General features: G+C 69.0%; 11 protein-coding genes. 6 read left to right on the forward strand and 5 right to left on the reverse strand.

The genetic code is table 11. From position 1 onward, the window contains the following. Positions 1-3: 3 nt before the first annotated feature. The 5 genes from SB751_RS14945 (at position 4) to SB751_RS14965 (ending at position 6,900) form a co-directional block, all read left to right on the forward strand. The gene (locus SB751_RS14945) at positions 4-2,646 is read left to right on the forward strand and encodes a circularly permuted type 2 ATP-grasp protein (RefSeq protein ID WP_410748200.1); all 2,643 of its coding nucleotides are present in this window, start codon (positions 4-6) and stop codon (positions 2,644-2,646) included. Further along, the gene (locus SB751_RS14950; RefSeq protein ID WP_144202606.1) at positions 2,643-3,581 is read left to right on the forward strand and encodes a transglutaminase N-terminal domain-containing protein; all 939 of its coding nucleotides are present in this window, start codon (positions 2,643-2,645) and stop codon (positions 3,579-3,581) included. The genes SB751_RS14945 and SB751_RS14950 overlap by 4 nt, the downstream gene beginning before the upstream one ends. Positions 3,582-3,749: 168 nt before the next feature. Further along, on the forward strand, positions 3,750-4,616 hold the full coding sequence (locus tag SB751_RS14955; protein WP_144202604.1) for a hypothetical protein: 867 nt from the start codon (positions 3,750-3,752) through the stop codon (positions 4,614-4,616). A gap of 103 nt (positions 4,617-4,719) precedes the next feature. Continuing rightward, positions 4,720-5,595: a hypothetical protein gene (locus SB751_RS14960; RefSeq protein WP_410748201.1), complete on the forward strand. Its 876-nt coding sequence runs from the start codon at positions 4,720-4,722 to the stop codon at positions 5,593-5,595. 195 nt (positions 5,596-5,790) lie between these two features. Further along, on the forward strand, positions 5,791-6,900 hold the full coding sequence (locus SB751_RS14965; RefSeq protein ID WP_144202598.1) for a hypothetical protein: 1,110 nt from the start codon (positions 5,791-5,793) through the stop codon (positions 6,898-6,900). Positions 6,901-6,998: 98 nt separating this feature from the next. Here SB751_RS14965 and gatB read toward each other — a convergent pair whose 3' ends face one another. The 5 genes from gatB to gatC all read right to left on the reverse strand — a co-directional run bounded on the left by gatB (position 6,999) and on the right by gatC (position 11,929). Beyond that, a complete protein-coding gene (gene gatB / locus SB751_RS14970) occupies positions 6,999-8,453 on the reverse strand; it encodes an Asp-tRNA(Asn)/Glu-tRNA(Gln) amidotransferase subunit GatB (RefSeq protein ID WP_144202596.1) in 1,455 nt (484 codons plus the stop codon). A gap of 60 nt (positions 8,454-8,513) precedes the next feature. Continuing rightward, the gene (locus SB751_RS14975) at positions 8,514-9,503 is read right to left on the reverse strand and encodes a dienelactone hydrolase family protein (RefSeq protein WP_244845096.1); all 990 of its coding nucleotides are present in this window, start codon (positions 9,501-9,503) and stop codon (positions 8,514-8,516) included. A 103-nt stretch (positions 9,504-9,606) separates the two neighbouring features. Then, positions 9,607-10,071 carry a hypothetical protein gene (locus tag SB751_RS14980; protein ID WP_144202592.1) on the reverse strand — a complete coding sequence of 155 codons (465 nt, stop codon included), beginning with the start codon at positions 10,069-10,071 and terminating at the stop codon, positions 9,607-9,609. Next, a complete protein-coding gene (gatA, locus tag SB751_RS14985; protein WP_410748202.1) occupies positions 10,071-11,567 on the reverse strand; it encodes an Asp-tRNA(Asn)/Glu-tRNA(Gln) amidotransferase subunit GatA in 1,497 nt (498 codons plus the stop codon). Before gatA ends, SB751_RS14980 begins: the two co-directional genes overlap by 1 nt. Before the next feature lie 62 nt (positions 11,568-11,629). Continuing rightward, entirely contained in the window at positions 11,630-11,929 is a 300-nt protein-coding gene (gene gatC / locus SB751_RS14990) for an Asp-tRNA(Asn)/Glu-tRNA(Gln) amidotransferase subunit GatC (protein WP_144202588.1), read from the reverse strand. Between the two features lie 780 nt (positions 11,930-12,709). Here gatC and SB751_RS14995 point away from each other — a divergent pair. Continuing rightward, positions 12,710-13,753, forward strand: coding sequence for a rod shape-determining protein (locus SB751_RS14995; protein WP_011296266.1), 1,044 nt, complete (start codon positions 12,710-12,712; stop codon positions 13,751-13,753). Positions 13,754-13,790 lie beyond the last annotated feature (37 nt).

The raw sequence follows: 13,790 nt of genomic DNA on the forward strand, positions 1-13,790 counted from the left end.
CCCGTGCCCTTGCAGTCGTCGCTTCCCCTCGACGGATCGGACAGCCCGGCTGCCATGGCGGGCCGGCTGGCCCTGCCCGTGCCGGACGGCCATCTGGACGAGCTGCGCCTGCCGGACGGCACGCTGCGCGCGCCCTGGGCGCGCTTCTTCGCGGAACTGGGCGAGCAGGGCGACCTCGGCAGCCTGAGCCCGGACGCGCTGGCGGCGCGCGCGGCGGCAGTGGCGCGCCAGATCCGCGACAACGGCGTGACCTACAACGTCTATGCCGACCAGGGCGGCGGCGCGCGGGCGTGGCAGCTGGAATTGCTGCCGTTCCTGATCGCCGAGGAGGACTGGGCCGTGATCGAGCGCGGCGCGGCCCAGCGCGCCACGCTCGCCAACGCGATCATGGCCGACATCTACGGCCCCCAGACGCTGCTCACGCGCGGCCTGCTGCCGCCGGGGCTGGTCTACGGCCATCCCGGCTACATGCGGCCCCTCAAGGGCTACCAGCCGCCGGGCGGCAGCTTCCTCCAGACCATGGCGATCGACCTGGTCCATACCGACGATGGCTGGACCGTCATCGCCCATCGCACGGAAACCCCGTCGGGCATGGGCTACGCGCTGGAGAACCGGCTGATCATCTCGGGCCAGTTCGCCGATGCCTTCCGCGAGATGCGCGTGCGGCGGCTGCCGCCGGCCTTCGCCCAGCTCATCTCCACGCTGGCGCATGCACCGCTGGTGGCGGGGGCGGATGAAGGGGCCTCGCTGCCGTCGAGCGGCGGGCTGCACATCGTGCTGCTGTCGCCGGGGCCGTTCAACGAGACCTACTTCGAGCACACCTTCCTGGCGCGCTACCTCGGCATCACGCTGGTGGAAGGCAAGGACCTGACCGTGCGCAACGACATGGTCTACCTGAAGACGTTCGGCGGGCTGGAGCGCGTGGACGTGATCCTGCGCCGGCTGGACGACGTGTTCTGCGACCCGCTGGAGCTGCGCAGCGACTCCACCATCGGCGTGCCGGGGCTGCTGGAGGCGATGCGGGCGGGCAACGTGATGGTGTCCAACGTGCCCGGCGCGGGGTTCCTGGAGTCGCCGGCAATCCACGGCTTCCTGCCGGGCATCGCCCGCGCGCTGCTGGATGAGACGCTGATCCTGCCCGCCGTGTCGAGCTGGTGGTGCGGCGAGGCCGCCGCGCAGGAAGAGGCCATGGCGACGCTGTCCGAGGCCTTCGTCATGCCGACCTATCCGCGTGTGCCGGGCGAGCCGCGCCTGGGCATGGAGCGCGGGCTGCAGCCGCTCGAAGACTGGCGCGCGCGCATCGCCGAGACGCCCGACCGCTACACGCTGCAGGCGCCGCTGCCGCTCTCGCACACGCCGTGCTGGGAGCCGGACGGGCGCGGCGGCGGGCGCATCGGCTCACGGGCGGCCATGCTGCGCGTGTTTGCCATCGCCGATGGCAACGGCGGCTGGCAGGTCATGCCGGGCGGGTTCATGAGACTGGCGCCGCCCCGGCTGGAGGCGGTGTCGATGCAGCTGGGCGGCACCAGCGCCGACACCTGGGTGCTCTCCAGCCAGACATCGGGCGCCGCCGCCAGCCCGCTGGCCGCGCGCAGCGGGCTGGCGGCGGCGCCCGCCTCGCGCCCGCTGGCTGTTTCCAGCCGCGCCGCCGAGAACCTGTACTGGGCCGGCCGCTACGCGGAGCGTGCCGAGAACACCGTGCGCCTGTGCCGGCAGATCCTCGGATCGATCGAATCGAACGACGAAACCGACGACGGCACGCTGAACATGATCGGCCAGCTGGCGCAGTGGTTCGGCCTGGTGCCGGCCCAGACGCCGTCGCCGCAGGCGTCGCTGCGGGTGTTCGAGCGCAGCCTGGTGTCCGCGCTGGCCGATCCCAGCGGCAGCGCCGGGGTGGTGCAGACGCTGGCCAGCCACGCGCGCGCGGCCAACGAGATCCGCAACCGGCTCTCGAACGATCACTGGCGCACCATCCTGGCCGCCCGCAACGACTTCCACGACGCGATGGCCGCCGCCGCGTGCCCGGCCGGCTCGGCCAGCGGCGAGGGCGCGTACGACCGCTCCCGGGTGCTGGTCGCGCTGGAGCAACTGTCGATGCAGCTCGGCGCGATCAGCGGCGCGCAGGGCGACCGCATGTCGCGCGACGAAGCGTGGCGGCTGGTGTTCATTGGCCGTCATATCGAGCGCGTCTCCACGCTGGCGCTGTTCCTGGAGGTGGCCGAGCGCAGTGGCGCGCTGCGCTCGCGCAGCGGCTTCGACCTGCTGCTGCACCTGTTCGACAGCACGCTGACCTACCGCTCGCTGTTCCCGGGCCGGACCGACGTGCCGGCGCTGGTGGACCTGCTCGTGCTGGACGCCACCAACCCGCGCGGCCTCTACGGCGTGCTGGACCGCCTGCGCGAGAAGCTGGTGCAACTGCCGACCGGCGCCACGGGCCAGGCCCGCGTGCCGCTGGCGGAACTGCTGCCGCCGGCCAGCGCGCTGCCGTCGCGCACGGTGCTGTGCGCCACTGATGACGAGGGCCGCCATGCCACGCTGGCCGCGCTGTGCGACCAGCTCGGCGCGCGCATGGCCAAGCTGTCCGACGAAATCGGCGGCCGCTACTTCAGCCATGCCGGCGTGGCGCCGGAAACGGACCTGCCATGAGCGTGAATCCAGTGCCCGCCACCAAGCCCGCGGCCGCCCCGGCGCCCGAGGCGCCGTCCACCCTGAGCGTGCACCACGTCACCACCTACCAGTACGCCTGGCCCGTGGAGCACGCGCAGCAGCGCGCCGTGGTCACGCCGCCGTCCTACCCGTGGCAGGCCGTGAGCGCGCACTGCACCGACATCGATCCGCCGCCCTCGCACCAGCACGTGCGCACCGATGCCTTCGGCAACAACGTGCTGCATTTCATGCTCGACGTGCCGCACGAGACCATGCAGCTGACCACGGCCAGCACGGTCACGCTGACGCCGCGCTGGGCCAGGCTCGACCCGGCCCGCAGCCCGCCGTGGGAGCAGGCCGCGCAACGGCTGCGCTACCGCGCCGGCCAGCCGTTCGACCCCGAGGCCGAGTTCGTCTTCGCCTCGCCCAATGTGGCGCTGCACGCGGACCTGCGCGACTACGCCCGGCGCAGCTTCACGCCCGGGGTGAGCGTGGTGGCCGGCGCCATCGACCTGATGCACCGCATCCACGCCGATTTCGAGTATCACGCCGAGATTACCGAGGTCCACACACCCGCGCTGGAGGCCTTCGCGCTGCGCAGCGGCGTGTGCCAGGACTTCGCCCAGGTGATGATCGGCTGCCTGCGCTCGCTCGGGCTGCCCGGGCGCTATGTCAGCGGCTATCTCCGCACCGATCCGCCGCCGGGCGAGCCGCGCCTGCTGGGCGCCGATGCCTCCCATGCGTGGGCCGGCGTCTGGTGCCCCGGGAACGGCTGGGTCGATCTCGACCCGACCAACGACATGCTGGCCGACACCCGCCACGTCACCCTGGCCATCGCGCGCGACTACAGCGACGTGCCCCTGCTGCACGGCGTCATCGTGGGCGGGGGCGAGCACACGGTGGAGGTGGAGGTGAGCGTGGTGCCGGTGGAGTGATCGGCGGCGCCCGCCGATCCATGGTCTTCCGAAGGGCGGCTTGCGAGGATGGTCGCGTCCCGCCGATCCATGTACTTATGGAGAGGGACCGCGGAACATGGTGACGTCCTGGACGTTGTGGCGCCATGATGCCCGCCGTCCACCAACGGCACCTTACGGAGAACTGCAATGACCCATCGCACCGAGATCGAAGCAAGGAGAAATCTTCCGGGGAGGGACTTGCAGGGTGTGTATGTCACCCTGCAACAATTCAATGCGCTACGGAAACGGGTTGACGCCATTGCGCTGACAGAAGACGGCATTGCGTACTTCACAGTCAACAGCACCGGTCCGGATAGTCAGGCCAATGGCAACGAGTCGGTGGCGATTGCCAGCGGTGCCTCCGCAAATTCCGAAGAATCTGTTGCAGTCGGCTACCTGGCTACCGGATCTGGCCAGGGCTCGGTGTGTGTGGGGGCGTATTCCCTAGCCAGCGAAACGTGCAGCACCTCCATAGGCTTTGACACGCTCGCTCAGGCTTATGGAGCGGTTGCGATCGGGTCTGCCGCGATAGTGGACCCCCTTGGTAACAAGGGGATCAGTATCGGCAACACAGCCATCGTTGCCGGTGATTCAGCCTTGGCCATCGGCGCGAGTGCCACTGCGAGCGGCGAGCAGAGTGTGGCGATAGGCGCTGGTTCCACGACCGATCGCGCGCAGACGGTGTCCGTAGGCAATGACAGCGCGCTCCGCTTCATCGCCCGTGTTGCGGCGGGGCAGGAGGATGATGATGTCGCCACAGTCGGCCAGTTGAAGGAGGCTGGCCTGCCCGTGAATGCGCGCGGCGAAGTGGAGCGTGCGCTGGTGCTGTACGACGACAGGAACAAGACGAGGCTGACGCTGCCGTTGGTAAGGGTGTCGGGATTGCGCCCCGCTGAACTGAGCGCGCAGAGCACGGAAGCGGTAACGGGGAGCCAGCTCTTCAAGGCAAATCAGCGGCTGGTCGAACTCGAGGCGCGCTTCGCGGCGCTGGAGCGTGCTGTGCGCGACAGGTAGTCGTGCAGGAATGGCCCCGGGTGGCTTGAGCACATGGTGCGGTCACACGGCATTCTTACTCAGGATGGGGCGCTGTCCGCCGCGGCAGCTGACGGAGAACGCAATGAGCAATCAGACTGATGTCCAGACTAGGGCCAACGCCTCGGACAGGGACCGCCCGGGCCAGTATGTCACCCTGCAACAGTTCAATGCGCTACGGGAACGGGTTGACGCCATTGCGCTGAAAGACGACGGCATGATGTATTTGGCAGTCAACAGCACCGGTCCGGCTAGTCAGGCCAATGGCATCGAGTCGGTGGCGATTGCCAGCGGTGCCGAGGTGGATTCCGAGGAATGCGTCGCTGTCGGCTACCTGGCGGGAACAATCAGCGCGGACTATCCGGGCTCGGTGTATGTGGGTGCGTATGCCCAAGTATATGCATTATCCGCCACTGCCATGGGCTATTACACCTTTACCAACGCTTATGGAGCGGTTGCGGCCGGGTTTCTGGCGACGGTGAGCGCCAGTGGCAACAAGGGGATTGCTATCGGCGATCTGGCCCTCGCTGACAGTGATTCAGCAGTGGCCATCGGCGCGAGTGCGTGCGTGAATGGCGCCCAGAGTGTGGCGCTGGGTTGCGCTTCCACGACCGATCGCGCGCAGACAGTATCTGTCGGCAATGACAGCACCCGTCGCTTCATCGCACGGGTTGCGGCGGGGCAGGAGGAGGATGATGCCGCCACGGTCGGCCAGTTGAAGGAGGCGGGCCTGTCCGTGAATGCGCGCGGGGAAGTGGAGAGTGCGCTGGTGCTCTACGACGACAGGAGCAAGACCCGGCTTACGCTGCAATCGGTAAAAGTTGCGGGGTTGCGACCCGCTGAGCAGAGCCTGCAGAGCACGGATGCGGTGGCAGGCAGCCAGCTCTTCCAGACAAACCAGCAGCTGGTTGAACTCGAGGCGCGCCTCGCGGTGCTGGAGCGTGCGGTGCGCCACAGGTAGTGCGGGCGGCAACCGTTCGTGGGCGGGGTGAGCACACGGTGGAGGTGGAGGTGGAGGTGAGCGTGGTGCCGGTGGAGTGAGCGCCGTCGGGGCGATCCATGTACTTCCGGAAAGGGGGTAGCGACCATGGCGACGGCATGGGCAGCGTATGCGCCCGTGCCGTGGTGCTGATCAACCCGATTCCAGGAGCCCTTCATGGCAATGTCTCAGACTGATCTCGAAGCAGGGAACAATCCATCGTCCGCCAACGGTAATGGCGGGAATAGCGGTGGCGGTGGCGGTGGTGCGCCCTACCTGGCCTATGACGACAAGAGCAAGAGCCGCGCTACGCTGCCATCGACACTGGTGACGGGGCTACGGCCCGGCGAGGTGAGCCAGGGCAGCAGCGACGCCGTCACCGGCGGCCAGCTGGCCGAGACGGCGGCCCAAGTCGCTGGCAATGCCCAGGACATCGCCGCGCTGTCGCAGACCGTGGAGAACCTCGCCACGGGCAAGACCGGGCTCAAGTATGTGCAGGTGAACGCCACCGGGGCGGCGGCTTCGGCAGCCGGCAGCAACGCCATCGCCATTGGCGCGGATACCGTCGCTACCGGGGGCGGCAGCGTCGTGCTCGGCCAGGGGGCTACGGTCAGCGAGTCAGGCCCGGGTGTGGCCATCGGCTTGAATGCCCGTGCCGATGTCGCCTCGCGAGACCCCGTGGACGCGGGCTCGGTGGCGCTGGGCTGCAATACGTATGCCTTTGGCAGCCGCTCTGTCGCCATCGGCGAAAAAGCGCAGGCCGCCTACGCGTGGAGCGTCGCCATCGGCGGCAATGCCGTGGCGTCCGGCGCGGACAGCTTCCAGGTGGGCGGCACCACGGCGGTGGGGATGGCCGCGGTGGCGTCCGGCCACAAAAGCGTGGCGCTGGGCCAGCGATCGGAAGCCTCCGGCGCGACGGCGATCGCCGTGGGGCCGATGGCGCAGGCCACCAATACCGGCGCGGTCGCCGTGGGCACCGACGCCGTCGCCAGCACCGAGTTCGCGGTGGCGCTCGGGCACGGCAGCCGCGCGGCGGCCGCGCACGGCGTGGCGCTCGGCACGGCCTCGTACTGCGACCGCGACCTGACGGTCTCGGTCGGCACCAACACCCTGCAGCGCCAGATCATCAACGTCGCGCCGGGCACCGCGCCGACCGACGCGGCCACCGTGGGGCAACTGAGCGCGCCCATCGCCCAGATGCAGGAAGCCCTCGCCTCGCGCGAGCGCCGCCTGCACGACCTCGAGGCGCGCATCGTGGCGCTGGAGCGGGCGCTGCGGGGCGCTTAGGGGTGCTTAGGGGTGCTCAGGGGCGCCCAACAAAAAAGCCGGCCGCTTGCGCGGACCGGCTTCTTTCGTCAGAGGGTTCGGATGACGCCGAGGGCGGGTCAGCCGAGCTTTTTCTTGAGCAGTTCGTTGACCTGGGCCGGGTTGGCCTTGCCCTTGGTGGCCTTCATGGCCTGGCCGACCAGTGCGTTGAACGCCTTTTCCTTGCCGGCGCGGAACTCTTCGACGGACTTGGCGTTGGCGGCCAGCACGTCGTCGATGATCTTCTCGAGTTCGCCGGTGTCGGACATCTGCTTGAGGCCCTTGGCGGCGATGATCGCGTCGGCGTCGCCGCCGGACTCGCCGGCCCACATCGCCGGGAAGACGTCCTTCTTGGCGGTGTTGTTGGACACCGTGCCGTCGGCGATGCGTGCCAGCAGCTTGGCCAGTTGCGCCGGGCGCACCGGGGCGTCGTCGATGGCCATGCCTTCGCGGTTCAGTTGCGACGCCACGTCGCCCATCAGCCAGTTGGCCGCCGGCTTGGCGCTGGCCACGCCGGCCTCGGTCACCACGGCCTCGAAGTAGGCGGCGAGGGATTTGGTGGCCGTGAGCGTGCTTGCATCGTAGGCGGAGAGGCCGTACTGCGAGACGAAGCGCGCCTGCATCGCCACCGGCAGCTCGGGCAGGCCGGCGCGCACGCGCTCGACCCACTCGCTGTCGATCTCGAGCGGCATCAGGTCCGGATCGGGGAAGTAGCGGTAGTCGTGCGCGTCTTCCTTGGTGCGCATCGCGCGCGTCTCACCGGTGTCCGGGTCGAACAGCACGGTGGCCTGGACGATCTTGCGGCCGTCCTCGATCTCGTTGATCTGCCACTGCACTTCGTAGTCGATGGCCTGCTGGAGGAAGCGGAACGAGTTCAGGTTCTTGATTTCGCGGCGGGTGCCGAATTCCTTCTGGCCGACCGGGCGCACGGAGACGTTGGCGTCGCACCTGAAGCTGCCTTCCTGCATGTTGCCGTCGCAGATGCCCAGCCATACCACGAGCGAGTGCAGGGCCTTGGCGTAGGCCACGGCCTCGGCCGAGCTGCGCATGTCCGGCTCCGTCACGATCTCCAGCAGCGGCGTGCCGGCGCGGTTCAGGTCGATGCCGGTCATGCCGGCGAAGTCCTCATGCAGCGACTTGCCCGCATCCTCCTCGAGGTGGGCGCGGGTCAGGTTCACGGTCTTCTCGTAGACGCCCTGCCGTCCTTCCACCTGGATCGTGATGGTGCCGCCCTGCACGACCGGAATCTCGTACTGGCTGATCTGGTAGCCCTTCGGCAGGTCAGGGTAGAAGTAGTTCTTGCGCGCGAAGATGCTGCGCGGCGCGATATGAGCGCCGATGGCCAGCCCGAACTCGATGGCGCGCTCGACGGCGCCCTTGTTCAGCACGGGCAGCACGCCCGGCAGCGCCAGGTCCACGGGCGAGGCCTGCGTGTTGGCTTCGGCCCCGAACGCGGTGGAGGTGCCGGAAAAAATCTTCGAGGCGGTGGAGAGCTGCGTATGCGTCTCCAGGCCGATCACCACTTCCCATTGCATGGCGGTATTCCTGGTTTAAGTCTTCTGTTCTGTTCTATATAGGGCCGGACCCGGCGTTCTTCAGGGCGCCGGGTTCAACAGCCACGAATCGAGTTGGGCGAGCGCGGCTACGCGCGCCAGGGCGTCGCCGCCGCTGGCGGTATCGGCGCCCGGGGTGCGCCGGGGCGCGTCGCGCCGGCCGTGCAGCTCGCTGGTGCCGTCGAAGCCATGATAGGCGCCCGGGTAGATCTCGAGCCGGAAGCGCGCATCGGGCTGGCGCGCCAGCACGGCGTTCTGGAGCATCGCGCAGCGGGTGGCCGGGGTCCAGTCGTCCGCGCCGCCAATCATCATCAGCACCGGCGCGCGCAGCTTGAAATTGTGCTGCCGCACCACGCGCTTGCAGGCCGGGTAGAAGGCCACGGCGCGCTCCACGGCAGGCGTGCCGGCCGGCCACGGGCGGCTGGCGTCGATGGCGGCCAGCACTGCCTGCGCGCCGTTCGACCAGCCCAGCAGCACGATGCGGCGCGGGTCCACGCCGGGCTGGCGCGCCACCCAGCGCAGCGCGGCCAGGGCGTCGGCGCGGCGGGTCTTGTCGTCGATGCCGCGTGCGTCCGGCGTATCACCGCAGCCGCTGGTGATGCGCCCGCGCGGGCCGAAGCTGTCCGGCATCAGCACGGCGTAGCCGCGCTCGGTCAGCCAGTGCGCGTACTCGCGGTAGCGGGCCTGCATGGTGCCGGCCGGATTGAGGATTTCGTCGATGGAACCCGTGCGGCGCGCCACGCGGTGCGTGTCTTCGAGCCCGCCGCAGCCGTGCAGCGCTATCACCACCGGCAGCGGCTGCGCCCGTGGATGGCCGCTGTCGCGCGGCAGGAACCAGTAGGCCGGCAATGTTGGCATGCCGGCATCGCCGGCCAGCCGCACGCGCTGGACGATGGGCGCGGGGGCGGCCGGCGTGGACGTGGCCGCGGAAGCTGCCACCGAAGCCGCCACCGCCGGCGCGCTGGAAGCCGAGATCGGCGCTTGCGGCGCCGAGACCGTGCTCCACGCCGGCACCGCGCTCACCGTCATCATCGCCAGTCCCGCGCGCAGCCAGCGCCGCACCCGAGGCATAACCCCGGGCATAACCCCGGCGGCGAAGGAGGAGAGTGGGCGGCGTGGCGGCATGGGGGAGACGTTATCGCGTGCGCGCGCAGGCGCCCGTGTCCGGTTCGAACATCACCGGCCACGCTTCCTCATAGATGCCGGGCGTGCAGTGCGACTGGCAGCTCGCATGCGCCAGCGTCACGCGGCGCGGGTCCTGCCAGACCATCAGCTTGCAGGCGCTGCCATCGTTGGCGCGCAACTCGATATGTGGCTTCTTGCGCACCTGACGAAATTCGGCCAGGTTGAAGCTGCACGAGCCGCGCTTGCCGACCCACAGCTTCCACTGCAACTGCTGCACGGCGTTGTCTGCCACGCGCAGCTGGGCGTCCTCGCGGAAACCGTCCTCCTCGGTGCGGCGGCAGTCGCCGTTCAGGTCGATGTCGCGCGCGGCGATGGGCGTGGAGCGCCCGCCGAACGGCAGCGAGCAGCCGGCCAGCACCACCGCGAGGGCCATCGCGGCGAAGAGGCGTAGCAGGCGCTTGTCGTGCATCGTCATCAGGCCGGGCGGCGCAGGTGCCAGTCGGTGGCCTGCTGGAACGCATGGGCCACCTGCAGCAGGCGCGCTTCATCGAAATAGTTGCCGATCAGTTGCAGGCCCACGGGCATGTTGTCCTGCCCCGTGCCGCACGGCACGCTCATGCCGGGCAGGCCGGCGAGGCTGGTGGAGAGCGTGAAGATGTCGGCCAGGTACATCTGCACCGGGTCGGCGGTCTTCTCGCCGAGCTTCCACGCCGCCGTGGGCGCCACCGGGCCCATGATCACGTCGCACTGGCTGAAGGCGCGCTGGAAATCGTCGGCAATGATGCGGCGGATCTTCTGCGCCTGCAGGTAATAGGCGTCGTAATAGCCGTGGGACAGCACGTAGGTGCCCACCAGGATGCGGCGCTTGACCTCGGCACCGAAGCCTTCGGCGCGGGACTTCTTGTACATGTCGAGCAGGTCGCCGTACTCGGCTGCGCGGTGGCCGTAGCGCACGCCGTCGAAGCGCGACAGGTTGCTCGACGCCTCGGCCGGCGCGATCACGTAGTACACCGGGATCGACAGTTCGGTCTTGGGCAGGGTCACGTCGACCAGCGTCGCGCCGAGCTTCTCGTACTCGGCCAGCGCGCCGCGCACGGCGGCTTGCACATCGGCGGACAGGCCCGCGCCAAAGTACTCGCGCGGCAGGCCGATGCGCAGGCCGGCCAGTGGCTTGTCGGCGCTGGCGCCGGCGCGCGGCTGGCCCAGATGGCGCGTGAAGTCCTCGTCCACGCCGCCCTGGGCGGGCGTGAGGCTGGTGGAATCCTTCGGATCGAAACCGGCCATGGCGTTGAGCAGCAGCGCGCAGTCCTCGGCCGAGCGGGCCATCGGGCCGCCCTGGTCGAGCGACGAGGCGAACGCGATCATGCCGTAGCGCGAGACGCGGCCGTAGGTTGGCTTGATGCCGGTGATGCCCGAGAACGACGCCGGCTGGCGGATCGAGCCGCCGGTGTCGGTGCCGGTGGCGGCCGGGGCCAGGCCCGCAGCCACGGCGGCGGCGGAACCGCCCGAGGAACCGCCCGGCACGCGCTGCTTGTCCCACGGGTTGCGCACGGGGCCGAAGTACGAGTTCTCGTTCGACGAACCCATCGCGAATTCGTCCATGTTGGTCTTGCCCAGCGTGACCATGCCGGCGGCGGCCAGGCGCTCCACCACGGTGGCGTCGAACGGGCTCTGATAGCCGGCCAGCATCTTCGAGCCGGCCGTGGAGGCCCAGCCGCGCGTCACGAAGACGTCCTTGTGGGCGATGGGCACGCCGGTCAGCGGCGCGGCCTGGCCCTGGGCGCGGCGCGCATCGGCGGCGCGGGCCTGGGCCAGGGTGAGGTCGGGGTTGACGTCTACAAAGGCGTTCAGGTCGCGCGCGGCGTCGATGCGGGCGAGGTAGTCGCGTGCGAGTTCCTCGGCGGAAACGGTGCGCGCCGCCAGGGCATCGGCGATCTGGCGCAGGGAAGTGGAATCAGCGGAAAAGGACATGTCGGTCTGGTGTCTGCGGTGGCGGTCAGGGGCGGCGGCGGGCCGGGCTGGTGGCCCGGGCGTCACTCGATGACCTTCGGCACCAGGTAGAGGCCGCGCGCGGTGGCCGGGGCCGGGCGCTGGTAGTCTTCGCGGCGGTCGGTCTCGGTCACGACATCCTCGCGCAGGCGCTGGGCGATGTCGCGCACGGCGGAGAGCGGGTGGGCCAGCGGTTCGATGCCGGTGGTGTCCACCGCCTGCATCTGCTCCACCAGCGAGAAGAAGTTGTTCAGTTGGGCGAGTGTCTGCGCGGCCTCGGCATCGCTGGTTTCGATGCGGGCCAGATGCGCGATGCGCTTGACGTCGGAGAGTGCGAGAGCCATGGCGTGATGCGGCGCGGGCGCCGGGTTCAGTCCATCGGACTGGAGATGTGCGGTCGGGTGGCGGGCAGGACGCCCGGTGCGGGGTCCGGGGGCGCCCCGGGGATCGTTTCGTTACAAGTTTTTCCGGGCGCTGACGCCCCGAAACAGCGTGGATTATAAGGTATCATTACGCGTTGCAGGCCTCCCGCAACGCGGACTTCACATGGCGCGCCAAATGGCGGGGTCCAGGCAGGTCGCGGGTCACTCCGGCGCATGCGCCGGTGATGTCGTCGCCACTGCCGGCACGCACCATAAGTGCCGGGCAGGGCGGTCGGGCGGGGCACGCGGCGCGCGAGCGTCGCAAGACTGCAACAGACTGCAAGAGCAGGCAGGAAACGCGATTGGCGAACGATAAAGGCACGGCCCGGCGGCAAGTCCGCGATTAGCAGCCGGTTTTCATCGCAGTTTCACACTTCACAATCAGGTTCCTCCGATTAGGCTTCTGCCATCGTCAGGCGATTTTCCGACCTGTCCGGCGCATCTGGCGGCGAACTTTCGCGCAGAGTCTAATCAAAGGTTCCCGTAGGTCCGGCGTGCAGGCTGCGCCGGTTGCGGATCGCCGATGACCGGGCGGGCATGCGCCCCTCGCCGTCGGCACCGGGGCGTACCGGCTTGCCGGTACGGGCCGCAGCGCACCGGGGGAACCGTGAACCATCACCCTTGCAAACGTATACCTGGCCGGGCCGAACACGGCGCCGGCCGTTTCGCATACTCGCGAACCAACAAAAGACAGGATTCCTGATGTTCGGATTTCTCCGCAGCTATTTCTCCAACGACCTGGCCATCGACCTGGGCACCGCCAACACGCTGATCTATATGCGCGACAAGGGCATCGTCCTGGACGAACCGTCGGTCGTGGCCATCCGTCAGGAAGGCGGCCCCAACGCCAAGAAGACGATCCAGGCGGTTGGCAAGGAAGCCAAGCAGATGCTGGGCAAGGTGCCGGGCAATATCGAGGCCATCCGCCCGATGAAGGACGGCGTGATCGCCGACTTCACCGTGACCGAGCAGATGCTCAAGCAGTTCATCAAGATGGTCCATGACTCGAAGCTGCTGCGCCCGAGCCCCCGGATCATCATCTGCGTGCCGTGCGGCTCCACCCAGGTGGAACGCCGCGCCATCCGCGAATCGGCGCTGGGCGCCGGCGCCAGCCAGGTGTACCTGATCGAGGAGCCGATGTCGGCCGCGATCGGCGCCGGGCTGCCGGTGTCGGAGCCGTCGGGCTCGATGGTGGTGGATATCGGCGGCGGCACCACCGAGGTGGGCATCATCTCGCTGGGCGGCATGGTCTACAAGGGTTCGGTGCGCGTGGGCGGCGACAAGTTCGACGAAGCCATCGTCAACTACATCCGCCGCAACTACGGCATGCTGATCGGCGAGCAGACCGCCGAAGCCATCAAGAAGGAAATCGGCTCGGCATTCCCGGGTTCCGAAGTGCGCGAGATGGAAGTCAAGGGCCGCAACCTGTCCGAAGGCATTCCGCGCGCGTTCACGGTTTCGTCGAACGAAATCCTCGAAGCCCTGACCGATCCGCTGAACCAGATCGTGTCCGCCGTGAAGATCGCCCTCGAGCAGACGCCCCCGGAACTGGGTGCGGACATCGCCGAGCGCGGCATGATGCTGACCGGTGGCGGCGCGCTGCTGCGCGACCTGGACCGCCTGCTGGCCGAGGAAACCGGCCTGCCGGTGCTGGTGGCCGAAGACCCGCTGACCTGCGTGGTGCGCGGCTCCGGCATGGCGCTCGAGCGCATGGACAAGCTCGGCAGCATCTTCTCGTACGAGTAAGAACAGGAACCGCAACGTGGCGACACGCGGCATGCCG

It is taken from the genome of Cupriavidus sp. SIMBA_020, assembly GCF_046535395.1.
In the GTDB taxonomy this organism is placed as follows: Bacteria; Pseudomonadota; Gammaproteobacteria; order Burkholderiales; family Burkholderiaceae; genus Cupriavidus; species Cupriavidus campinensis.

Bases quoted from the DNA above. Each gene is read 5' to 3' on its own strand.
- SB751_RS14950 (WP_144202606.1), top strand. From the start codon at position 2,643: ATGAGCGTGAATCCAGTGCCCGCCACCAAGCCCGCGGCCGCCCCGGCG.
- SB751_RS14955 (WP_144202604.1), top strand. From the start codon at position 3,750: ATGACCCATCGCACCGAGATCGAAGCAAGGAGAAATCTTCCGGGGAGG.
- SB751_RS14960 (WP_410748201.1), top strand. From the start codon at position 4,720: ATGAGCAATCAGACTGATGTCCAGACTAGGGCCAACGCCTCGGACAGG.
- SB751_RS14965 (WP_144202598.1), top strand. From the start codon at position 5,791: ATGGCAATGTCTCAGACTGATCTCGAAGCAGGGAACAATCCATCGTCC.
- gatB (WP_144202596.1), bottom strand. From the start codon at position 8,453: ATGCAATGGGAAGTGGTGATCGGCCTGGAGACGCATACGCAGCTCTCC.
- SB751_RS14975 (WP_244845096.1), bottom strand. From the start codon at position 9,503: ATGATGACGGTGAGCGCGGTGCCGGCGTGGAGCACGGTCTCGGCGCCG.
- SB751_RS14980 (WP_144202592.1), bottom strand. From the start codon at position 10,071: ATGACGATGCACGACAAGCGCCTGCTACGCCTCTTCGCCGCGATGGCC.
- gatA (WP_410748202.1), bottom strand. From the start codon at position 11,567: ATGTCCTTTTCCGCTGATTCCACTTCCCTGCGCCAGATCGCCGATGCC.
- gatC (WP_144202588.1), bottom strand. From the start codon at position 11,929: ATGGCTCTCGCACTCTCCGACGTCAAGCGCATCGCGCATCTGGCCCGC.
- SB751_RS14995 (WP_011296266.1), top strand. From the start codon at position 12,710: ATGTTCGGATTTCTCCGCAGCTATTTCTCCAACGACCTGGCCATCGAC.